Origin of the sequence: Salinisphaera hydrothermalis C41B8 (assembly GCF_000732535.1) — a bacterium.
GTDB lineage: Bacteria > Pseudomonadota > Gammaproteobacteria > Nevskiales > Salinisphaeraceae > Salinisphaera > Salinisphaera hydrothermalis.
In genome coordinates, this window is the sequence record NZ_APNK01000030.1 from 12,967 (window position 1) to 34,050 (window position 21,084).

The following is a 21,084-nucleotide window of genomic DNA, read 5'->3' on the forward strand; positions in this document are numbered from 1 at the left end:
GCTCAGGGCTCCAGAATACGCGAAGGTCCCGTCACCGCGGACACACTCTGGCGTCCGACACCTACCGACGCTTGCCGACCGCCTCGTCGTGATCGGCCTCGACGGCGTCGTAGAAGTGATCCAGAAAATCCGGAAACGCCGCGCGTACGCGATTCCAGGTCGGCATGAACGGCACCTCCATCGGATTCGCCAGGTATTCCTCGCCCGCATTGATGATGGATTCGACGAACACCTCGACCGTTTTCTCCTCCTTGTGCCGATCGAGCGTCAGGCCGTTGATCTGGGCATCGAAATAGAACCGTTCGACCGCATCGAGCGCGTTGCGCAGATACACCGCCTTGATGGTGCGAATAGTTTCCGGATTCATGGTCACGCCGTAAGTCGCGAGCTTGCGATACAACGCCTTGGCGATGTCCGCGCTCATCTTGGCCAGGCCGTTGTTGGCCTCGTGCGTGGAGACGTCCTGATGCTTGTGATCATAGCGATCGGCGATATCCACCTGGCAGACCGCGTTCGGGCCGTAGGTGCGATGCACTTCGGCGAGGATGCCCACCTCCAGCCCCCAGTCGCTGGGAATACGGATCGATTCGGCCACCGACGCGCTCATGGCGCACTCGCCGGACAACGGATAGCGGAAGCTGTCCATATAGTCGAGATAGTCCATATGGCCGATCACGGTGGTCAATGCGCGCAGGATCGGCGTCATGAACAGCCGCACCACCCGGCCGTTGATCGAGCCCTCGGCCACCCGTGCGTAGTAACCCTTGGCGAACTTGTAGGTAAAGTTCGGATGCACCATCGGATAGAACAGCCGCGCGAGCAGGTCGCGGCTGTAGGTACGGATATCGCAGTCGTGCATGGCGAGCACGCGCCCGCGCCCGGAGGCGAGGAAATACCCCATGCAATTCCAGACGTTCGCGCCCTTGCCCGGCCGCGCCGGCGCCAGCCCTTCGCTGTCCAGCTGGTCATAGAGCGATTGCAGGCGCGGACCGTCGTTCCAGAGCAGGCGATGGCGCGGGCCAAGGCCGCTGAAGAAATCGTGGGCATGGGCGTACTGCTCTGCGCTGGCGCCGTCCAGGCCGATGATGATCTCGGACAGATAATCGACGTCGGCCAGGGCCTCGACGATGGCCGGCAGCGCATCGCCTTCGAGTTCCGAATATAAACACGGCAGGATCAGCGACATCGGCCGCCGTCGCGAATATTTGGCGAGCTCGCTTTCCAGATCGTCGATCGGCCGCTCGTACAGACGATGCAGCGTGGTGATGATGCCGTTCTGATGAAAATCAGCCATGCCTGTCCTCCTCGTCCGATTCGCGGCTGGGCTGGGCGCGCTGCGGACTAGATTTCGTTGTTGTCGATCATCGCCTCGACGGCCGCGGCCCAGCCGGCCGGGCCGATGCCCGGCGCATGACGAATCGACCCACCCGCCGGCGCCTGATAGCTGCCGTCGGGACGAGCCACCCAGTAGCCGATGTCGGCCGCAGCCAGCATGTCGGCGTCGTTGGCAGAGTCTCCCAACGCAATCGCAAGAATCGGGCCGTGCACCGCGGCAAAGCGCTGCTTGAGCCAGTTCAGGGCATCGCCCTTGTCGGCATGGCCGAGCAGATGCACGAAGCGCCCCCCCCGGCGGGTGGTGAATCCGGCCTCCTCGACCCGCGCGGCGAAATCCCGCTCGGCAGCCTCGCTGTCCTGCCAGAGCAAGGGCTCCGATGCATCGCGGGTCCGCGCGGCAGCCGCCGCCTCGCGATCCAGACCGGTGGCCTCGACCACATCGTCGACGGTCATATCGCCGAAACCGACGTAGCGATAGCCCTGCCTCTCGCGCAAGGCAACGGCGAGCGCGCGCAGCTCGCGCCGGTCGGCGCCCAGCGTGCTCACGACCAGATCATCCGGATCCGGCGCGCCGGACGGCTCGAAATAGCCCCGCGGTACCGCGACCACCCCACCGTTCTCGGCCGCGAACGGTGCGTCGTTGCCGAGCTGGCGACGTAACACCCGGATCTCGGCGGCCGTCTTGCTGGTACACAAGCATACGGGCACCCCGCGTGCGGCCAGCGCGGCCAGCGCACCGGCCGCCGGCGACCAGTCGTAGCTGTCGTGGTCCAGCAGCGTGGCGTCGAGATCGGTAAAAACCACGGGGTGAGCACGCGATTCGGACATACGACGAAAAAATACGGAAACCATGGATTCAGTCTAGGGTCTGTTGAGGTTTCGTGGGAGTCCGCGCCAAGCGCTGCTTTGCGCCAAGGCGAGGCGCCAGCAAGTGCTGCGTAGTCGCTCTACACAAGCGCGCTGCAACGCGGTATTGCCGCCCATATTCCATTTTTGGGGAGCCCCTGTCCCAAAGGGTTGGGCTTCAAATCGCCTCAGCCGGCGTTGCAAATCTTGATCATGTCGCGCCACGACCGGCGACTCGCGCCTTGCCGGCCACGATTTGCCCGCGCCAACGCGGACTCGCACGAAACCTCAACAGACCCTAGAATCGGCGCAACAACGTCGGAATCTGCCCCATGCGCATACTCGTCATCGAGGACAACGAAGACCTCGCGGCCAACATCATCGAATTTTTGTCGGTCCGGGGACATGTGGTCGACAGCGCCACCGACGGTGTCACCGGCCTTCATCTGGCCGTGGTCCACAACTTCGACGCCATCGTGCTCGATCTCATGCTGCCCGGCATCGACGGGCTCGCGCTGTGCGATCGTCTGCGCGGCGAAGCCGACAAGCAGACCCCGATTCTGATGCTCACCGCGCGCGACACCATCGACGACAAGCTGGCCGGCTTCGCCTCCGGCGCGGACGACTACCTGATCAAGCCGTTTTCGCTGCTCGAACTGGAAGCCCGTCTGGCGGCCCTGGGCAATCGCGGGCCCCGGCGCAGTACCCACCAGCTCAAGGCCGGCGAGCTGTCGCTGAACCTCGATACCTGGCAGGCCGAACGCGAAGGCCAGCAGCTCTCGCTCACCCCCACGGCCCTGCGGTTGCTGGAGGTTCTGCTACGGGCCTCGCCGAAACTGGTTCGCCGCGCCGAACTCGAAGCCGCGATCTGGGGCGACCATCCGCCGGACTCCGAGGCGCTACGCACGCATATTCATGCGCTGCGGGCGGCAATCGACAAACCGTTCGCCAAGGCCATGCTGCAGACCGTGCCGACCATGGGATACCGGCTGATCGATCCGGATGGCTCCTAGACACAGACTGCGCCGGCTGCTTCGAACGCCCTGGGACAGCCTGCAGTTCCGCGTGGCGTTTGCACTGGCGATGTTCGTGGCGGTCGTGGTGAGCACCGTCATGCTGGCGCTGTTCACCATCAACACGCGTCTCAAGACCGATCTGCTCAACGCCATCGTGGCCAACGAGATGTCGGAACTGGTCGAGGATTATCCGACCCAGGGCGCGGACGCGATCCCGCACTCGGCCAATCTGATCGGCTATGTCGTAACGCCGGCCCAGCGCAACCAACTGCCCGAGCCACTGCGCGGGCTGGGGCCGAACGTCAAGGGCGTCACGCTGACGTACAACAACCACACCTATCGGGTGGGCACGCACGCGCTCGGCGATAATAAACAGGTGTATCTCGCCTACGACATCACGGCGATCGAGAGTCGCGAGTCGTTGTTCAAGCTGATCGCCATCGTGGCCGCGATCCTGGTTCTGATCCTGGCCGTGCCGCTGGGCGCCTGGATCGCCCGCATCAGCCTCAAGCCCATCAACGCCCTCGCCGAACATGTGGCCAACCTGCATCCCGGTGAACGCACCGCCCGGCTGGCCGAACAATTCGAGCATTACGAAGTCGGCGTGATCGCCCACGCGTTTGATCGTTTCATGAGCCGGCTGGATGAATTCGTCGAACGCGAGCGCAGCTTCACCGCAGACGCCAGCCATGAACTCCGTACGCCGCTGGCCGTGATTCAGGGCGCGGTCGAGGTCCTGCAACAGGACCCGAAGCTTGTCGAAAGCGGGCCGCTGACGCGCATCGATCGAGCCTCGCACCAGATGGCCGAGCTGATCGAGGCCTTGTTGTTCCTGGCCCGCGATGAACAGGCCGAGGCCGATGGCGCCGCGCCGTCGTGCCGGGCCGACCAGGTCGTCAGCGAAGTAGTGGATGCCTATCGCCCGCTCATGGCGCGCAAAACGGTCGAAGTCAGCGCGCTCGACCCCTGCGAGATCGGCGCGCCGCGCATCGCGCTTGTCATCGCCTTCGGCAATCTACTGCGTAACGCCTTGCGCCACGGGGGCGACGAGATCCGCGTCACCCTGGCCGATCGACGCCTGACGGTCGCCGACAACGGCGACGGTATGACCACCGAAGAACTACAGCACGCCTTCGAACGGGGTTATCGCTCGGGCCCGGGCGCCGGGCTCGGCCTTGGGCTGTATCTGGTCAAGCGCGTGGCCGACCGCTACGACTGGCGCATCCGCTTGGCCAGTCGGCCCGAGGAAGGCACCCGAATCGAACTGCAGCTCGCCTGAATCGCCGGGCGCGGCCCGTCGGTGTTTGTCGCGATCGACGCCGGATGCGGCCCGGTTTAATCTCGGCTTGATATATTGCTGACAGCGTATGCAGGCGGCGCTGGGCATCCTACGTTTTTTCCCGATCAGAACGACCCGTGAGCCAGAAGCGCGCAGCACAATCCGCAGGTTTCGGCGCGGCCGGCAAGCGCTGGCGGCGCAACAATCGCCGTCGTTTCAATCGTTTCCTGGCGCGTCTGCTGGGCACGCCGGAAGCCCGCCGTCGCCCGCTGGCACCCGATACCCGTCGCATTCTCGTAGTACGGCTCAATAAGCGGCTCGGCAATATCCTGTTTCTGACCCCGATGCTGCGCAGTCTCGCGGCAACCCTGCCCGAGGCGCGCATCGACGTGGTCATCCAGAGCCCGGCCCAGGCTCGACTGCTCCAGAGCTTGCCCGGCATCGGCCGGATCTGGATTCAGGAGAACCGCGTGTTAGCGGTGCTGCGCCTGCTGCGCAACCTGCGCGCCCAACGCTACGATCTCGTCATCGACCCCACCGGCAACTCGGCGAGCAACCGCATCGGCGTGGCCCTGGTCCGCACCCGCCAGCGCATGGGGTTCGCCAAGACCGACCAGTGGCTGCCGCTTACGCATGCATCGGGCAAAACCAAGAGTCGCCACCAGGCGTTACAGGCGGTGGAATTGTTGACCGGCTCGATCTCGGAACCGCCGGTCACCACCTTCGATACGCTGGCCGTGTTTCCCGATGCCGACGACCAGCGCGCCGCCGACGCACGCTGGCAGGCGGTGCTCGGCGCGCGGGCCCACGGCGCGCCGGTCATCGGTTTTTTCAGCCGCGCGACCGGACGCAAGGCGCTGCCGCGTCATTGGTGGCAAGCCTGGATCCTGGAAGTGCGTCGCACCGTACCGCAGGCCGTCCTGCTCGAGATATTACCGAGCGAGGATGCCGCGCCCGTGGTGCCTGAAATCGCGCATGTCGCGATCAAGCCGTTGACCGAGCTGGCCGCGCTGATGTCGCGCCTGGATCAGTTCGTTGCCGCCGACAGCGGCCCCATGCATCTGGCCGCGGCCTCGGGCACCCCTGTGATCGGCCTGTTCCGGGCGACCCTGCCGAGCGACTACGCGCCGCTGGGTCAGGACTGCGAAACCGTCGACGGCGATGGGCTCAAGCCGGAGCACGTGGCAGCCCGGCTGTCCGAGCGCCTGGCCCGGCGCGAACGCGCCCATCCACGGTTCAGCGGATTGCGCTCGTAACGTTTGCAGGGATCTCGTCGAGAATCACTCGATTCTCGGCGGCACGCTCGGCATTCGGATCGGGGACGGTCGGGACCTTGGCCAACCCGTCGATCCAATGCGGCGGCAGCCCGTGCTCGGCGGCGCCGGTCACGACGAAATCGCGATACCAGTCGAACGGCGTGAGCGCATCGTCGAGCCAGTCAGCGCGGCCACGATAGATCGCCGCGGTGGCCTGCCCCGTAGCATGGCCCGTGGTCAGCTCGAGAAAATCGTAGGCCGGCCCCTCGGCGGCATGCAACCGATCCAGTCGCGCCGGGTCCAGTTCGAACAGCACGCCGTATACCCGGTCGCCCGGATCGCCGGTTTCCACCACATTGCACTTGCCCGACCCATCATTGCCCACCAGGTGCCAGTGCAGTCGATGACCTGACAGCCAGGCCGGCCCGACCGGGGCAACGCTGGGCACGCGCCGGGCCAGACGGGCAGTACACATGTTTGAACCGTAGGCGAAGTAATACATGACGAGTGTCGATTGAGGCCAGTATCCGGCCGATGTCGTAGGATGAGGTAAACCCTACACCAAACCACACGCCGACCCGGGACCACTGTGATTGCAGCAGCCTCGCCGGCGAAAGAGATCAGGTATGGCCGAGAATACCGTCGTCATCGCTCCCGACAGCTTCAAGGGCAGCTTGTCGGCCAGCGATGTCGCCAAGGCGCTCGCCGAGGGGCTGGCTGCCCACGACAATCCGCCGCGCACCGAAATCGCGCCCATGGCGGACGGTGGTGAAGGGCTACTGGATGCGGTGGCCACCACCTGCAAGGGCCACTGGCACACCACCACGCTGGTCGGCATCCATGGCCGTTCGCTCGAGGCGCCCTGGTACGCCATGGCGGACGGGCCCGCCGTGCTCGAGTCGGCTACGGTGCTGGGGCTGCCGCTGATCGAGGCCATGGACGACGCACCGCCGCTGGCCGAACGCAGCAGCTATGCGCTCGGCACGCTGATCGCCGATGCGTTGGACTCCGGCGCCACCGATCTGGCCATTGGCCTGGGCGGCAGCGCCTGCAACGACGCCGGGCTCGGCATGCTGGCCGCACTGGGCGCGGTCCCCTATGACAACGCCGGACAGGTCATCGCACCGAGCATGAACGGCCTGCTTTCGCTGGCTCGAATCGACTTGTCCGGACTGGATTCACGCTTGGCGAATGTCCGGTTGCGCGCACTGTGCGACGTGGATAACCCGCTGCTCGGCGAAGCCGGTGCCAGCCGGATCTACGGCCCACAAAAAGGTCTGACCGACGCCGATATCGCCAAAGTCGAAGCCGCGTTCGAGCATCTGGCCGAGACCACCGGCGCGCGCGACAAGACCGAATGGCCCGGCAGCGGTGCCGCTGGCGGGCTCGGCTTTGCTCTGGCGCTCATCGGTGCCCGGCTCGAATCCGGCGCGGAAGCCGTGCTCCGGATGACCGGGTTGGCCGAGCGTATGGCCAACGCCCGCTGTGTGATCACCGGCGAAGGCCGCTCCGACCGCCAGACCCTATCCGGCAAGCTCCCGCTGGCAGTCGCCAAGGCCGCCCGTCCGACCCCCACACTGCTCGTCTGCGGCGACATCGCCGACGATGCACGCGACGAACTGGCCACTTATTTCGCGCGCACTTACACGCTGGTCGAGCGGGCCGGCAGCGTCGAGGCGGCGATCGCCGAACCGGCGCGCTGGCTGTTCGAGATCGGCGCCGATCTGGTGGACACCATCAACGATCTTTAGGGCCCCGCTGCCTTGGGCCCGCCGCTGGATCAAAGGCGATCCGGCCGGCCAAACCCAAGCACCCGTGAAATCTCGAGCGGCTGAGGCGGCACAGGCCGTTTCTGGGCGACATTCGTCGGGTGCTGCCCTATCATGGCCGCGCTCGCCCCATAGACCGGAGACTGGCCATGCTGCGCAGCTTTGCCATCAACCACGGCCGTATCGTCGAAGATCGTTCGCAGGACACACCGTTGGCTAAGCGGTTGTCGCATGCCCACTGGATCGACGCGCTTGAGGCCGATGAGGCCGAGCGCGCCGAACTGACCCGGTTTCTCACCGACGAACTCCCCGAAGACGAAGACGTTGAAGAAATCGAGGCCTCGGCCCGTTACTTCGTCGACCCCGACGGCATTCACGTGCATTCGCTGTTCCTGTCGCAAAGTGAGGGACGGCACGACACCGAAACCGTGGCCTTCATCCTGCAACCGGAACGCCTGATCACGCTGCGCGACGACGACCTGGCCGATTTCCGCCTGCTGCGCATGCGCGCGCGAGCCGGGCAGGTCGAGGTCGACTCGCCCGAGTCGCTTCTGGTCACGATCTTCGACCAGAAGGTGGAAAACCTGGCCGATACGGTCGAGGATATCCATCTCGATCTGGAAAAAGTCAGCCATACGGTGCTCGAGGACGAAGAGGCCGACTACGAGGGCGCCATCGACGCCCTCGCCAAGCTCGAAGACTCCTCCGGCAAGATCCGGCTTTGCCTGATGGATACCCAGCGTTCGATCTCGTTCATATTGCGGCACCTGCCGGCGCGGGCCCCCGAACGCGAAATGGCACGCGAAATCCTGTCCGACGTGGAAACGCTGATGAGCCATATCGCGTTTCTGTTCGACAAGATCAACTTCCTGATGGACTCGACCGTGAGCTTCATCAACATCGAGCAGAATCAGATCATCAAGATCTTCTCGATCGCGGCCGTCGTCTTTCTGCCGCCCACGCTCGTGGCGAGCATCTACGGCATGAACTTCCAGCACATGCCCGAACTGTCATGGCACTATGGTTACCCGATGGCGATCGGACTCATGGTCGCCGCGGGTATCGCGCCGTATCTGTACTTCAAGCACAAGAACTGGCTCTAGGGCGTGTTGAGGTTTCGTGCGAGCGCCGCGTTGGCGTCCGCAAATCGTGACCGGCAAGGCGCGAGTCGCCGCGTCGTGGCGTGGCACGACCCAGACTCGCAACGCCGCCGGGCGGGATTTGCGGCCCAACCCTTCGGGACAAGCGCTGTTTTACGGCAATCCAGCGTTATAGCTCTCTCGCGTAGGATGACTACGCCACGTTCGCTACGCCTCGTCTTGCCGCAAAACAGCGCTTGGCGCGGACCCGCACGAAACCTCAACACGCCCTAGGGATTTCGCGCTGTAGCGCGACCCCCTTTCATTTGCTTGTCCAAACGAACGGAAGCAAAGGAAAGGACACCCTACCTTGCGCCGATGCTACGCATCGGTGCCCTGCGCGGCTCCGGCCGCAAGAGGGACAGCCGCGAAACTCGCGCTGCTACGCAGCACTCAGACACACGGCTGTCTTTTTCCTCTTGCGCCCTCCACTGCTCGGCGCTGCGCTCAAGGGGACCCGAATACAGACACGGCCCGCGAAGGTTGGGCGTTCGCGCCTGTGTTCGAGCCCGTCTGAGGCGACGCCGACGCACAGCGGCGAGGAGTATCCGGCACATGCGCCGGTGCGGCCAGCCTGTCTGAGCGTCGCCAAAACGACGCGAGTTCTGACCGCATGCCGTCGTCGCGAGCATCAAAGTGACTCGCACATATCAGTGCGAAACTAAAGCCTGACTCGCCCCAGGGCTCCAAAGATCCGCGACCGAACCGGAACCGGCACGTGCACTTTGCAAGCGCCCCAGGGTCTGTTGAGGTTTGGTGCGAGCGCCGCGTTGGCGTCCGCAAATCGTGTCCGGCAAGGCGTGAGTCGCCGGCTCTGGGCGTGCCACGACCCAGACTCGCAACGCCGCCGCGCGCCCCTGGTTAATTTTCAGGGAGCGCTTGGCGCGGACTCGCACTAAGCCTCAACAGACCCTAAGCGGTTCCGTCGCAGATCCGAGCGTTCATCAGCCGCCTTCCGCGGTCGCGCCGACACCCGCGCGGCTTTCCGCTAATGCGCCACCTGCAACGCGCGATAGTTGATGTAGACCAGCCGCACCAGCGTGTATTCGAACGGCGAACCGGTCTGGTAGTAGCGGAAATTGGTCTGATCGCGCTTGTTGATGACGTACATCAGGTTATAGGCCAGACTCGCCGGCAGGTTGCCGTGGGTCTGCACCGGATCGAGCACATAGAGCAAGCCTTGATCGGCCGCCAGTCCGCCCGCGTCACGCAGGTCGGACGGGCCAAAGAACGGCAGCACCAGGTACGGCCCGGTGCCCACGCCATAATGCCCCAGGGTCTGACCGAAATCCTCGTCGCGCTCCTTGAGGCCGATATGTGTCGCCGGATCGAACAATCCGCCGATGCCGACCGTGGAATTGATCACGAACCGCGATGCGGTCACCGCCGAGCTCTTCGGCTTGAGCTGCAGCACGCTGTTGGTAAACGTCGTGATCTCGCCGATATTGGAGAAGAAGTTGGCCACGCCGGTCCGCATGAAGCCGGGCGTATAGCGATCGTAGACGTGCACCACCGGTAACAGGACGTATTCGTCGGTGAGCGCGTTGAAGCGATAGACCCGGCGGTTGAACCCCTCGATGGGGTCCGAAATCGCCAGCGGGTTGGCCGTGGTCTGACTCGCCGGCGTACCGGCGGGCGTGGAGCTGTCGATGGTTTTGGGCGGAGGCGTGGACGCACAGGCGCCAAGCATTAGGCTCAGCGCCACGACAACCAGCGCCTGCCGACCCGATCGAACGTGTCGCGAGGCATTCATTGGGTAAAGTAATCCTGAAGCGCGTGGATCGTCTTCTTGTAGCTCAGATTGCCGAGATGGCCGCCGTGCGGACGAATCCGCGCCCGGTTTCCGAAGGTCCGACGCAGAAAGCCGACTTCATCGGCATCGAGGATCGGATCGTCGGCGTTGGTGAATACGGCCATGTGCTTGTCGCTGGCCAGAAACGGCGCGATCGTGTGCATGTCGGCCTCGGATATGAGTTCCGACTTGCTTACATGTCGGCCATCACGATTCCAGTACGGCACCAGCAGCTGGTTGATGTAATCGGAAAACGACATGCGGAAAGAACGACGGAAATAGACGCCGAGCGAATCGTAGGGGCCGAGCTTGACATTTTCCGGCACGATCACGTCCGAATGCGTGATCACATCCGCGGCGAACGCCATGTTGGCCAGCGACAGGCGGAAAGCCAGGCCCACGATGGCGCCGATATCCTTCTTGTCGAACGTACCGTTCTCATAGGCCCGATACAGTACATCCTCGTTGAAACGCAGCGGTTGGCCCTGGCCTTCGCTCTGCTGGATATTACCCAGCACTTCGGCCAGGAAGTTGGGCAACGCATCGAACCCGCCCGGCAGGTTGCGCTTCAGCAACACATCCATGCGATCCACCGAATCCCAGACGTTGACCGCCGGATTGAGCAGCAGCACGTGCTGGAAACCGAACACCCCGCGCTGCTGATCGAGCTTGGCCAGAAACGCCGCTTGGGTGGCACCGAGGCTCCAACCCGTCAGCGAGTAGCCGGTGATATCGACATCGCCCGACAGATCGTCGCGCACGGCCTGCATCATGCGATACAGATCGGCCACGTCGGTTTTCATGCGCCCGGGCACCGGGTATTTGGCCGCTCCCAGCATGAACGTGACACTGGTGGGCGACGGCAGACAGGCGACGCTATAGCCGACCTGGTACAGCGCCCGCGACAGCAGCACGCACTTGCTCGACAAGGCCGAGTCGCCGGTGCCGGCGATCACGAACGCCAGCGGCGCCGGATGATCCTGAGCCGCCAACAAATACTGCAAAGGCCGCGCATAGCGCAGCGTCGGCGGCGTCTTGCGATCGACCAGCGGCTTGAGCGTGCGAATCGAGAAATTCGCTTTCTTGGGCAGCTGCGCCTTCAGGCCGTCGGGCGTACCGAGCACGGTGGCCGTCAGCGCGTTCTTGAATGGATAAGGCTTGACCTGATGATCGCCAGCAGTGGCATGTCCCGCAGAGGACGAAGCATCGGTATCGGAGTTCGCTACTGAAGGCCCGCCTTGGGTGGCACAACCGGCCAGGGCGAGCAAAAGCAGCAGACCGGCCATGACGTGCCGGTGAGAAGCTGACAACACGAGTCTCCTGAACGAGCTCTAAATTTGCTTCATCATACCGACAACCGGATTCCCCGGGTATGTCATTTCCGAGGATCACGCATGACCGACATCCTGATCATCGGCGCCGGCGTCGCGGGCATGGCCGCCGCCGAGCATTTGTCCGCCGCCGGCTATTCGCCGCGACTCGTCGACAAGGCGGCTCGGCCAGGCGGGCGCTGTGCCACGCGCCGGATCGCCGCCGATCGCGACGCCGACTGGTTCGACTATGGCGCCCAGTACTTCACGGTCCGCGATGACGGCTTCCGGGCCCTGGTGGACGCCGATCTCGAGGCCGGACGGCTCGCCCGCTGGTCGCCGGCACCTGGCTGCTCACCCCGTCGCCGGACGATCGCGAACGCTTGATCGGGCCCCGCGGGCTGAATGTCTGGGTCCGCGAGCGACTGGCAGCGGGCGGTTTCGACATCGCGACCGAACGCCGCGTCGAACGCGCCGTGGCCGACCAGAACGGCTGGCGCATCGATTACAGCAACGGCGAACACGATCGCGCCGATGTGGTGATCTTCACGCCGCCCGCGGTCCAGACCGCGGCCCTGCTCGGCCCACGGGCCGCCGATATCCCCGCTCTAGCCGACGCGGGTGCCGCGCTGGCGGCGTGCCATTCGGTTGTCGTCCGGGCGCCCGCCCTGCCCGAACGTCAGGCCATCTTCTTCAAGTCGGGACGTCTGTCCTGGGTGGCCGACAACACGCACAAGGCGGGGCGAGATGGCGACCGGCATCTATGGACGCTGCATGCTGACGCCGAATTCAGCGATGCCCATGTCGATACGCCCACCGCCGAGCTGGCGGATGAGTTGATCGCGGAATTTGCCGCCGCGACCGCCCAACGGGCCGCCGACATGGAAATCGTGCGCACGCACCGCTGGCGCTATGCCCGCCCCGGCCGCGGCGCCCCGGATGCCGACGATCTGTGCTGGACCCATACTGCCGCCGGGCTGGCGATCGCCGGCGACTGGCTCGCCGGGGGACGCGTCGAGGGCGCCTGGCTGTCCGGGCGCGAAGCCGCGCGCCATCTGATCGCGGCTTACGCGCTGGGCTGACGGTTCCGGCCCGGCGGCCGGATCGACAAGACCTAATGCAGTTTCAGGCGCGGCCGCAGCACGCTGTTCAGCCCGTCCACGATCGCCTTGAGCGTGGTCTTGAAGACGCCGTGGATCGCGCGCTGGTGCATGCGATACAACGAGACATAGAACATCTTCGCCAGCTTGCCCTCGATGAACAGGCTGCGCCCGGCGGCGCGACCGCGCATGAGACTGCCCACGGCATCGAAATGGGCCAGCGAGATCAACGAGCCGAAATCGCGGTATTTGAACGGCTTGAGCGACTTGCCCTCGATCGTGGCCATCACATTGGCGTAAACCGTACTCGCCATCTGATGCGCCGACTGGGCACGCGGCGGCACCCACTTGTTCTCGCCCATCGGGCAGGCAGCACAGTCGCCGATGGCGAAGATTCGCTCGTCGTCGATACTCACCAGCGTTTCGTCGACCTGAATCTGGTGATTGGGTCGCGTGGTCAGCCCGAGCTCGGAAAGCACCGAGGCGCCGCGCACGCCGGCCGCCCAGACCGTCAGATCGGCATCGATACGATCGCCGGCCTTGGTCAGGAACCCCGTATCGTCGGCCTGCGTGATCATGGTTTCGGTGTGGATATTCACACCCAGCTTTTCCAGCTGCTCGGCCACCGAACCGCTGATCCGCTCGGGCAACGCCGGCAAAATCCGCGGCGCGGCCTCGATCAGGTGCACATCGAGCTGCTCGCGATCGATCTTCGAATAGCCATAGGACGACAGCATATCGGTGGCCGACAACAGCTCGGCCGACAGTTCCACGCCGGTCGCCCCGCCGCCGACGATGGCAATCGACAGCTTGGTGGCATGCCCCGGACCGCCGTCGCTATGGCGCAGGAACGTATTGAGCAATGCCCGGCGGAATGTCTCGGCCTGGCGGGTACTGTCGAGAAAATAACAATGATCGGCCACGCCCGGGGTGCCGAAATCGTTCGATACGCTACCGATCGCCAGCACGAGATAATCGTAGGGCAGCTCACGCTCGGCAAGAATCTGTTCGCCGTCCTCGTCGTGGATCGGGGCCAGTTGCACCGTGCGCGCGTTGCGATCGACTCCGGTCATCGCCCCGAGCTGGTAGCGGTAGCCGTGGGTTCGCGCATGCGCCGGATACGACACTTCGTCCAGGCTCTGGTCGAGCGCGCCGGTTGCCACCTCGTGCAGCAACGGCTTCCAGATATGCGTGGGGCTGGCATCCACCAGCGTGACATCGGCCTTGCCGCGGCGGCCGAGCTTCCGCCCCAGCCGGGTGACCAGTTCCAGACCGCCGGCGCCTCCGCCGACGACCACGATTCGCGGTGTTTCAGACATAGCGATGTCGTTTCCTGACAGCCGGCCACACCCGCGGCGCACCGGCGAAACCAAGCCCGCATCACTTTCCAATGAGCGGCCGCCGGGCCGCATCATACTTTAGTCTAAGATACGTTGCCGAACCTCTCCGTTACACGCGTCTCATCGCATCAATCTCGTACGCGCCGCATGGTCGAGCGATACAGCAGCGCGGTGACGACGAAGAACACGACCGTACCGAGCACCAGCGCGGTCGGCGCGAACCCGTCACCGACGACGGCCAGCGGCGAATCCGTCCCGCTGCCCGCCACGATACCGGCGAACACCACGCCGAACAGGCTCTCGCCGACGATCATGCCGGTCGCCGTGAGCACGCCTAGGCGCTTGGCGAATTCCGCGTTCTTGCGCTGCGATGCCCAGCGATCGTAGAACCGGCCGATCACCGCGCCCACCACCACCGGCAACGTCACGCCCATCGGCAGGTAGACGCCGATGCCGATCGCCAGCGGCGGCAGCCGCATGCGGCCGGTGCGGGCCAGCAGTTCGTCGACGATCACCGCCAGCACGCCGATTGCGGCACCGAGGCCGATCATGCCCCAGTTGAGGTCGCCGCCAAGCACGCCCTTGGCCAGCGATGAAATCAGCGCCGCCTGAGGCGCCGGCAGCGCGTTGGCGGTCGCGTTCGCCGCGCCGGCAAAACCGAAGGCGGTATTGAGCAGCTCCATGACGGGCGGAATCACCAGCGAGCCAAAGGCCACGCCGAACACCAGGGCCACCTGCTGTTTCCAGGGCGTGGCGCCGACCAGTTGGCCGGTCTTGAGATCCTGCAGATTGTCGTTGGAGATGGTCGCCACGCCGAAGACCACGCCGGTGACGATCAGCGCATAAGCGACCAGAGCCTGAGTGGTCGCCGGCGGATGATCGCGCCCGAACAGGCCGACCAGCAGCAACGAAGCCGCCACGATCGACAAAATGCCGATGCCCGAGATCGGGCTGTTCGAGGAGCCGATCAGTCCCGCCATGTAACCCGACACGGCCGCGATGATAAGCCCGGCGACCACCACGAAGATCAGCGAGCCGGCGATCAGCGGCACCGCCGCCGAGGCGAGCGCGCCGCCGTCGATCAACACCCAGAACAGGATGCCGATCGGCACCAGCGTGGCCAGCGCGACCGCGCCGACGAGCCCGATCGGCATGTCGCGTTCCTCGACCGCGCGATCGCGACCGGCGCGGGCCGCCGATGAGGCCGCCATCGCCGACCGGATGCCGGCCAACACCGGGCCGATGATACGCAGCAGCGTCCAGATCGCGGCCACGCCGATCACACCCGCGCCCAGGAAACGAACGTCGGCCGAGAACACCGTACTGGCCACATGCTCGGCCGACCCGGTGACGGTGCTCATGGCGGTGAGAATCGGCAGCGCCACCCACCAGCCGATCACGAGCCCAGCCAGCATTGCCATGCCGACCGACAGCCCCACCAGATGGCCCGCCCCGAGCAGCGCGAACGACAGGCTGCCGGAAATACCCGTAGCGCCACCGGCGCCGGTCCGAAACCACAGCGAGGCTTCGCCGACTACCAGCTTCATCTGCGCGGCCAGCGCAAATGCGGCCGAAGCCAGGCCGTTGACCACGATCACCGCTAGCCCGGCAGCACTCTCGGCCGCGCCTTCGCGCGAACCGGCGCCGACCTTGAGCACCTCCGCCGCGGCCCGGCCTTCCGGATACGGCAGATCAGCGTCGACCACGAGCGCCCGACGCAGCGGTACCGAGAACATCACGCCCAGCAGGCCGCCGGTGGCACAGATCACGGCCGTGGTGACGAAATCGAAGCCCTGCCACCAGCCGATCATGACCAGGCCAGGCAATACGAAAATAATGGCCGAGAGCGTGCCGGCGGCCGAGGCCACGGTCTGGACGATGTTGTTTTCCAGAATGGTGGAATCGGCGAAGACGCGCAGCACCGCCATCGAGATCACCGCGGCGGGGATCGACGTGGCGAACGTCAGGCCAACTTTGAGGCCAAGATAGACGTTGGCCGCGGTAAAAAAGAAAGTGATGAGACCACCGAGGAGGATGCCCCGGACGGTCAGTTCGGCCACGCCCGAACCCTGACGGGTCGTACGACTCACGCTACCCCCAGAATCGTTGTTTTTCCTGCGCTATACACACGCAATGCGCCACAGTGTAGCGCGCCGCTCGACGGCTATGCCGGGTATTCAAGAATCGCGCCGCCTGTTGGGCGGGCCCGGCACGGTAGCCGGCGCTGGTCGCTGGCATTTCCGGCGGCCACACGAGCCCAGCCGGAGCGCGAACCGGGATTTACTGCACCAAAGCCAGATTGGTGGGGTGATCGATGCCCGCGACGTTCATATTGTGGATCGAGTAGGCCAGCGCGCCGCACTGGGCGAGGGTCAGGCCGGCCAGCAGACCGGCGCCGAACAGCGTTCTCCGCCGCGCGTTCCGGCTGGCGTCTTCGTCAAAAACGCCGTCGCGGGCATGGGTCTGGAATACCCGCTGTGCGGGCAAGAGCAGATTCAATACGACAACCGCCACCAGAGGCAGGTAGGCGATCGTCGATAAGAGCAACAAGCCCAATTTATCCCCCCAGCCGGCAAAATCCGGACGAATAACTAACCAGACTTCGGTGCACGAGGCAACGATACATCGTTGCAATGGCTGAATCTCCGATCGCGGTATGCTTCAATAAGTCCCGATCTCCGTAATTCGCGCTGTCATCGACGGCGCCGGAGCGGCGTTCATATCTTTTTCAAACCGGAACTTGCAATGCGCCTGATCTGTATTCTTTCGATCGCGCTTGTCGCGATGCTGGGCTCAACCGCCGCGCTGGCCAAGACTTATATCGCCGGCGTGGAGCCGTCTTTCCCGCCGTGGGCTTCGGTGGACCACGGCAAGGTGGTCGGTATTGCGCCCGATGCCGTGCGTGCGATCGCCAAGCAGCAGGGCTTCAAGGTCAAGTTCCGCTCGATGTCGTTTTCGTCGCTGATCCCCGCGCTCAAGGCCGGCAAGATCGACATGCTGGTCACCGGCCTGACCGTCACGCCCAAGCGCGCGAAGCAGATCGATTTCACCGTGCCGTGGTGGCAGATCAAGCTCGACGTGCTGGTGCCCGCCAATTCGAAGCTCACCGCGAAGACGGCGCTGTCGAACGGCCACACCATCGGCGTGCAGACCGGCACCACCAACTACGACTATCTGAAGGATCAGATCGTGGGCAAAGGCGGCAACATCAACATCAAGACCTATGAACAGGGCACCACGGCCCTGCAGGATCTGTTGATCGGCCGCATCGATGCCCAGTTCCTCGACGACGACACTGCGCACAAGTTCGTGGCCGACAACAAGGGCAAGGTGAAGATCGCCGGCCAGATCAGCCCGCAGCCGCCGCAGGTCTACGCGATCGGCGTCAAGAAGGGCAACACCGCGCTGCTGAAGAAGCTCAACGCCGGCGAAGTGGCCATCTACAAGTCCGGCGAATGGGCAAAGATCGTGCACCAGTACATGCCCAACGCCCAGGTTACCCCGGTCCCCGGCCCCATGCCGGCCGGCATCGATTCTTACAAGAAGCCGATTCCGGGTCTGGCGAACTAGCCCGCTCGTGGTCAACCGGCCGGCGGTCGCAACCTGCGATCGCCGGCTTTTTTGATTCGTACTTTGCTTGACTCGCACCGATGATCTACGAGGCCATCTGGGAGAATCTGCCCTATCTCGCCGAAGGCGCGGCGATCACGGTCGCACTGGCCGTGACGCTGCTGGCCATCGGCGTGGTGGTGGGCACCGGCCTCGGCCTGGCCCAGAGCTATGGCCATTGGGCGCTGCGTATTGGCGCAACGCTCGTTGAACGATTGTTCCGTGCTATTCCGGCGGTCGTGCTGCTGTTTCTGTTCTATTACGGCATTTCCAGCTTTTACGATATTTCCTCGTTCGCCGCGGCGGCGCTCGCGCTCGGATTACGTTCGGCGGCCTATCAATCGCAGATCGTGCGCGGCGCCATCGCCTCGGTGCCGTCCGGCCAGATGGCGGCAGCACGCGCCATCGGACTGACACGCCGCGCCGCGATCGTGCATGTCGTGCTGCCTCAGGCCATGCGGCAAGCCATCGGGCCGTGGACCAACGAGGCCCTGTCGGAACTCAAGGACACGTCTCTGGCCTACACCATCGGCGTGGTCGAGCTGATGCGCCAGGCCGACTACATCGTGTCCGCCAACTACGGCCACACACTGGCCGTGTACTCGGCGGCTGCGGCCGTCTATCTCGTACTCTCGCTCGCGGCGACCTGGGGCCTGTCGCGGCTCGATCGCCGTCTGCGCGTGCCCGGTTTCGCTCACTAGGGTTGCGTCGATGACTGGTTCCGCCACGCAGCTGATGCGGGTTTCGCATCTGACCAAACGCTTCGGCGAGCACACCGTGCTCGACGATGTCTCGCTCGATGTCACGGCCGGCGAGGTCAAGGGCATCATCGGGCCCTCCGGTGCCGGCAAGTCGACGCTCATCCGTTGTCTCAACGGGCTGGAGCCGATCGACGCGGGCGAAATCTGGCTCGACGACACCGAGTTGACCGCACGCAAGGCGGATATGGACGCGCTGCGCTCGCGCATCGGTTTCGTCTTCCAGGACTTCAACCTGTTCACGCATCTGACCGTGGCCGACAACCTCATGCTGGGGCTGCGTCGGGTGCGCGGCCTGAAACGCGCCGAGGCCGAGACCATCGCCCGGCGCGAGCTCGATCGCGTCGGCCTGGCCGAGAAATGGCGCGCCTACCCGGCCGAGCTGTCCGGCGGCCAGCAGCAACGCGTCTCGATCGCCCGGGCGCTGGCGATGCAGCCGGAACTCATGCTGTTCGACGAACCGACCTCGGCGCTCGACCCCGAGTCGGTGGGCAGCGTGCTGCGCGTGATGCGCGAGCTCGTGGCCGAAGGCATGACCATGATCATCGTCTCGCACGAGATGGCGTTCATCGAAGCGGTGGCCGACGATGTGCTGTTCATGGCCGAAGGTCGCGTGGTGGAAGAAGGTTCGGCACGCCAGATCTTTCACGAGGCACGCGAGCAGCGCACCCGCGGCTTCATCGACGGCATCGCCGCGGCGCTGGTGGGCGAGGCCGACGACCCCGGGCAGGCGCGATGAGCGACTGGTTCGCTTTTGCCTGGGCCAACCTGCCGGCGCTGCTGCACGGCACCGTTTATACGCTGGAAATCTGGGTGGTCGCCATGCTCGGCGGCTTCGTGGCCGGCTGGGTGTTGGCCGTGGGCCGGGTCTACGGCGACCCGATATCGCGCAAGCTCGCCACCGGCTATATCGAACTCATCCGGGGCACGCCGCTACTGGTGCAGATGTTCATCGTCTATCAGGGGCTGCCACAGATCGGCATCGTGTTTTCGCCGCTGGTGGCCGCGATGGTGGCCATCGGCATCAACACGGCGGCCTATCAGGCCGAGTATTTCCGCGCCGGCATTCGCTCGGTGCGCCCGGGCCAGCTGGCCGCCGGCCGAGCGATCGGACTGACATACATCCAGACCATCGGCCATATCGTGCTGCCCCAGGCCTGGCGTATTGCCCTGCCCCAGTGGTCCAACGAAGTGATCATCGAGCTGAAGTACACCTCGGTCGCCTTCGCCATCAGCGTCCCGGAGCTCATGGGCCAAGCCAAGATGATCGGCGCCGATAGTTTCAAGTATTTCCAGATCTTTCTGGTGGCCGCGATGATCTATCTGGTGCTGGTGAGCGCCGTGACGCTACTACTGGACGTCATCGAGCGGCGCTACGCGCTGCGCCAGTAACGCCTGAGGCCCGCCGGCCGCTCAGGGAACGAACACCAGGCGCGCCTCCCGGGCCGCGCCCCAGACCTTTTCGACCTCGGCCAGCGGCGCCGTCTCGATCGCGATCTTCAGCCCAGCCGTCTCTACCGCCGACAATACGCCGCCGATCGAAACCACCAGATCGGTATGCGCGACACTACCGATCCCGCTGCCCATCAACCGGATGCCGGAGCTGCGTAACAGCCCCGCCGGCAGGGCGATATCAGCCCCGGCGAGCGAGCCGATATTGACATAGCGCACTGGCGGCGACGCCGCCGGGCCGTGGCCGGTGAATGCCTGCATCAGGGCCAGGGCCGGCGGCCCCCAGAGATAATCGAGCACGACATCGACGCCGCGCGAAACGAGCTCGGCGAAACGCTCGGAGAGCGACTCGGGTCTGTCTTCCAGGGCGATGTATTCATCGGCGCCGAGGCGGCGCAGCGCGGCCTCGGCCGCGGCGTTTCGCCCGGTCGCCACGATATGGCCCGCGCCCAGATGCCGGGCGATGCGAATCGCCAGCTGTCCCGACGCGCCGGTGGCCCCCTGAATCAGCACCGTCTCGCCGTCGACGAGCGCCGCCCTGTGGTTCAATGCCGCCCAGGACGACATGCCGGGGTTGGCGATAGCCGCCGCGGTGACGTCGTCGACCCCGTCCGGCACCGCAACCATATATTCGGCACGCACCACGCTCTGTTCGGCCATGGCGCCAAACGGAGCCCGTGGAAACACGAAGTAGACCCTCCGGCCATCATCGAGCCGGCCAACACCGTCGGCGCCAGGCACGAATGGCGGCGCGCCACGGGTGTAGTGCCGCCCCGCAGACTGCGCTCGTACCAGCTGGCTAAGCGCAGCCGCGTGGACCGAGATCCGCCGCTCGCCGGCGCCCGGCGCGGGCGGGTCGAAATCGCGATAACGAGGCGGTCTTGCGAAATCCTCGACGACGGCAGCCTTCATCGACACATCCTTTAGATAAGCCTCGATATTAACCCGCTGCCAAACAGCTGATCCCCCACGGCTGTTCAACGCCCTCAATGAACAGCGGGCGGCCTTCCGGCGTTTTACCTGCTGTGTGGACAAAGAGTTAGAAGGACTGCCTGCCTCTGTTCAACCCGGCATGAAGGCATT

At 64.9% G+C, this 21,084-nt stretch carries 20 protein-coding genes; 11 read left to right on the plus strand and 9 right to left on the minus strand.

Going from position 1 to position 21,084, the window contains the following annotated elements; all coding sequences use genetic code 11:
- Positions 1-61 precede the first annotated feature (61 nt).
- Entirely contained in the window at positions 62-1,294 is a 1,233-nt protein-coding gene (locus C41B8_RS15035) for a glycosyltransferase family protein (RefSeq protein ID WP_037340001.1), read from the minus strand.
- A gap of 47 nt (positions 1,295-1,341) precedes the next feature.
- Complete coding sequence (locus C41B8_RS15040) at positions 1,342-2,163, minus strand: HAD-IIB family hydrolase (protein WP_037340003.1); 822 nt, start codon at positions 2,161-2,163, stop codon at positions 1,342-1,344.
- Positions 2,164-2,513: 350 nt separating this feature from the next.
- On the opposite strand from C41B8_RS15040, the gene C41B8_RS15045 reads away from it, so the two are divergent.
- From C41B8_RS15045 to C41B8_RS15055, 3 genes are all read left to right on the plus strand, one after another.
- The gene (locus C41B8_RS15045; RefSeq protein WP_037340005.1) at positions 2,514-3,194 is read left to right on the plus strand and encodes a response regulator transcription factor; all 681 of its coding nucleotides are present in this window, start codon (positions 2,514-2,516) and stop codon (positions 3,192-3,194) included.
- Positions 3,184-4,476 carry a sensor histidine kinase gene (locus C41B8_RS15050; RefSeq protein ID WP_084189071.1) on the plus strand — a complete coding sequence of 431 codons (1,293 nt, stop codon included), beginning with the start codon at positions 3,184-3,186 and terminating at the stop codon, positions 4,474-4,476. Before C41B8_RS15045 ends, C41B8_RS15050 begins: the two co-directional genes overlap by 11 nt.
- Before the next feature lie 137 nt (positions 4,477-4,613).
- Complete coding sequence (locus C41B8_RS15055) at positions 4,614-5,732, plus strand: glycosyltransferase family 9 protein (RefSeq protein WP_037340010.1); 1,119 nt, start codon at positions 4,614-4,616, stop codon at positions 5,730-5,732.
- On the opposite strand, the gene C41B8_RS15060 is transcribed toward C41B8_RS15055, so the two are convergent.
- Entirely contained in the window at positions 5,713-6,234 is a 522-nt protein-coding gene (locus C41B8_RS15060; RefSeq protein ID WP_051883621.1) for a gamma-glutamylcyclotransferase family protein, read from the minus strand. The two genes, C41B8_RS15055 and C41B8_RS15060, sit on opposite strands and share 20 nt — an antisense overlap.
- Before the next feature lie 124 nt (positions 6,235-6,358).
- On the opposite strand from C41B8_RS15060, the gene C41B8_RS15065 reads away from it, so the two are divergent.
- Positions 6,359-7,483 carry a glycerate kinase gene (locus C41B8_RS15065; RefSeq protein WP_051883622.1) on the plus strand — a complete coding sequence of 375 codons (1,125 nt, stop codon included), beginning with the start codon at positions 6,359-6,361 and terminating at the stop codon, positions 7,481-7,483.
- A gap of 167 nt (positions 7,484-7,650) precedes the next feature.
- Complete coding sequence (gene corA, locus C41B8_RS15070; protein ID WP_037340013.1) at positions 7,651-8,604, plus strand: magnesium/cobalt transporter CorA; 954 nt, start codon at positions 7,651-7,653, stop codon at positions 8,602-8,604.
- A 1,024-nt stretch (positions 8,605-9,628) separates the two neighbouring features.
- Here corA and C41B8_RS15075 read toward each other — a convergent pair.
- Positions 9,629-10,393, minus strand: a complete 765-nt coding sequence (locus C41B8_RS15075) for an MlaA family lipoprotein (RefSeq protein ID WP_051883623.1) — start codon at positions 10,391-10,393, stop codon at positions 9,629-9,631.
- Positions 10,390-11,742, minus strand: a complete 1,353-nt coding sequence (locus C41B8_RS15080; protein WP_156962557.1) for an alpha/beta hydrolase — start codon at positions 11,740-11,742, stop codon at positions 10,390-10,392. Before C41B8_RS15080 ends, C41B8_RS15075 begins: the two co-directional genes overlap by 4 nt.
- A gap of 84 nt (positions 11,743-11,826) precedes the next feature.
- Here C41B8_RS15080 and C41B8_RS15085 point away from each other — a divergent pair, with 84 nt between their 5' ends.
- Positions 11,827-12,129: an FAD-dependent oxidoreductase gene (locus tag C41B8_RS15085; protein WP_037340016.1), complete on the plus strand. Its 303-nt coding sequence runs from the start codon at positions 11,827-11,829 to the stop codon at positions 12,127-12,129.
- Entirely contained in the window at positions 12,126-12,824 is a 699-nt protein-coding gene (locus tag C41B8_RS19795; RefSeq protein WP_051883625.1) for an NAD(P)/FAD-dependent oxidoreductase, read from the plus strand. The genes C41B8_RS15085 and C41B8_RS19795 overlap by 4 nt, the downstream gene beginning before the upstream one ends.
- Positions 12,825-12,856: 32 nt before the next feature.
- On the opposite strand, the gene C41B8_RS15095 is transcribed toward C41B8_RS19795, so the two are convergent.
- From C41B8_RS15095 to C41B8_RS15105, 3 genes are all read right to left on the minus strand, one after another.
- Complete coding sequence (locus C41B8_RS15095) at positions 12,857-14,161, minus strand: NAD(P)/FAD-dependent oxidoreductase (protein ID WP_037340020.1); 1,305 nt, start codon at positions 14,159-14,161, stop codon at positions 12,857-12,859.
- Positions 14,162-14,310: 149 nt separating this feature from the next.
- Positions 14,311-16,272, minus strand: a complete 1,962-nt coding sequence (locus tag C41B8_RS15100; RefSeq protein WP_037340024.1) for an OPT family oligopeptide transporter — start codon at positions 16,270-16,272, stop codon at positions 14,311-14,313.
- 190 nt (positions 16,273-16,462) lie between these two features.
- The gene (locus tag C41B8_RS15105; RefSeq protein ID WP_156962559.1) at positions 16,463-16,816 is read right to left on the minus strand and encodes a hypothetical protein; all 354 of its coding nucleotides are present in this window, start codon (positions 16,814-16,816) and stop codon (positions 16,463-16,465) included.
- Positions 16,817-16,927: 111 nt separating this feature from the next.
- Between C41B8_RS15105 and C41B8_RS15110 the strand changes: the two genes are divergently transcribed.
- From C41B8_RS15110 to C41B8_RS15125, 4 genes are all read left to right on the plus strand, one after another.
- Positions 16,928-17,752 carry a transporter substrate-binding domain-containing protein gene (locus C41B8_RS15110; RefSeq protein WP_051883626.1) on the plus strand — a complete coding sequence of 275 codons (825 nt, stop codon included), beginning with the start codon at positions 16,928-16,930 and terminating at the stop codon, positions 17,750-17,752.
- 80 nt (positions 17,753-17,832) lie between these two features.
- The gene (locus tag C41B8_RS15115; protein WP_037340030.1) at positions 17,833-18,492 is read left to right on the plus strand and encodes an amino acid ABC transporter permease; all 660 of its coding nucleotides are present in this window, start codon (positions 17,833-17,835) and stop codon (positions 18,490-18,492) included.
- Between the two features lie 10 nt (positions 18,493-18,502).
- Positions 18,503-19,288, plus strand: coding sequence for an amino acid ABC transporter ATP-binding protein (locus tag C41B8_RS15120; RefSeq protein ID WP_051883627.1), 786 nt, complete (start codon positions 18,503-18,505; stop codon positions 19,286-19,288).
- Complete coding sequence (locus C41B8_RS15125; protein ID WP_037340033.1) at positions 19,285-19,941, plus strand: amino acid ABC transporter permease; 657 nt, start codon at positions 19,285-19,287, stop codon at positions 19,939-19,941. The genes C41B8_RS15120 and C41B8_RS15125 overlap by 4 nt, the downstream gene beginning before the upstream one ends.
- Before the next feature lie 21 nt (positions 19,942-19,962).
- Here the strand turns inward: C41B8_RS15125 and C41B8_RS15130 are convergent, their stop codons facing one another.
- Positions 19,963-20,913 carry a quinone oxidoreductase family protein gene (locus C41B8_RS15130; RefSeq protein ID WP_037340035.1) on the minus strand — a complete coding sequence of 317 codons (951 nt, stop codon included), beginning with the start codon at positions 20,911-20,913 and terminating at the stop codon, positions 19,963-19,965.
- Between the last annotated feature and the right edge of the window lie 171 nt (positions 20,914-21,084).

What these genes read in the sequence shown, in the direction of transcription:
- C41B8_RS15035 (WP_037340001.1), bottom strand. Translation starts at nt 1,294, where the DNA reads ATGGCTGATTTTCATCAGAACGGCATCATCACCACGCTGCATCGTCTG.
- C41B8_RS15040 (WP_037340003.1), bottom strand. Translation starts at nt 2,163, where the DNA reads ATGTCCGAATCGCGTGCTCACCCCGTGGTTTTTACCGATCTCGACGCC.
- C41B8_RS15045 (WP_037340005.1), top strand. Translation starts at nt 2,514, where the DNA reads ATGCGCATACTCGTCATCGAGGACAACGAAGACCTCGCGGCCAACATC.
- C41B8_RS15050 (WP_084189071.1), top strand. Translation starts at nt 3,184, where the DNA reads ATGGCTCCTAGACACAGACTGCGCCGGCTGCTTCGAACGCCCTGGGAC.
- C41B8_RS15060 (WP_051883621.1), bottom strand. Translation starts at nt 6,234, where the DNA reads ATGTATTACTTCGCCTACGGTTCAAACATGTGTACTGCCCGTCTGGCC.
- C41B8_RS15065 (WP_051883622.1), top strand. Translation starts at nt 6,359, where the DNA reads ATGGCCGAGAATACCGTCGTCATCGCTCCCGACAGCTTCAAGGGCAGC.
- corA (WP_037340013.1), top strand. Translation starts at nt 7,651, where the DNA reads ATGCTGCGCAGCTTTGCCATCAACCACGGCCGTATCGTCGAAGATCGT.
- C41B8_RS15075 (WP_051883623.1), bottom strand. Translation starts at nt 10,393, where the DNA reads ATGAATGCCTCGCGACACGTTCGATCGGGTCGGCAGGCGCTGGTTGTC.
- C41B8_RS15085 (WP_037340016.1), top strand. Translation starts at nt 11,827, where the DNA reads ATGACCGACATCCTGATCATCGGCGCCGGCGTCGCGGGCATGGCCGCC.
- C41B8_RS15095 (WP_037340020.1), bottom strand. Translation starts at nt 14,161, where the DNA reads ATGTCTGAAACACCGCGAATCGTGGTCGTCGGCGGAGGCGCCGGCGGT.
- C41B8_RS15110 (WP_051883626.1), top strand. Translation starts at nt 16,928, where the DNA reads ATGCGCCTGATCTGTATTCTTTCGATCGCGCTTGTCGCGATGCTGGGC.
- C41B8_RS15115 (WP_037340030.1), top strand. Translation starts at nt 17,833, where the DNA reads ATGATCTACGAGGCCATCTGGGAGAATCTGCCCTATCTCGCCGAAGGC.
- C41B8_RS15120 (WP_051883627.1), top strand. Translation starts at nt 18,503, where the DNA reads ATGACTGGTTCCGCCACGCAGCTGATGCGGGTTTCGCATCTGACCAAA.
- C41B8_RS15125 (WP_037340033.1), top strand. Translation starts at nt 19,285, where the DNA reads ATGAGCGACTGGTTCGCTTTTGCCTGGGCCAACCTGCCGGCGCTGCTG.
- C41B8_RS15130 (WP_037340035.1), bottom strand. Translation starts at nt 20,913, where the DNA reads ATGAAGGCTGCCGTCGTCGAGGATTTCGCAAGACCGCCTCGTTATCGC.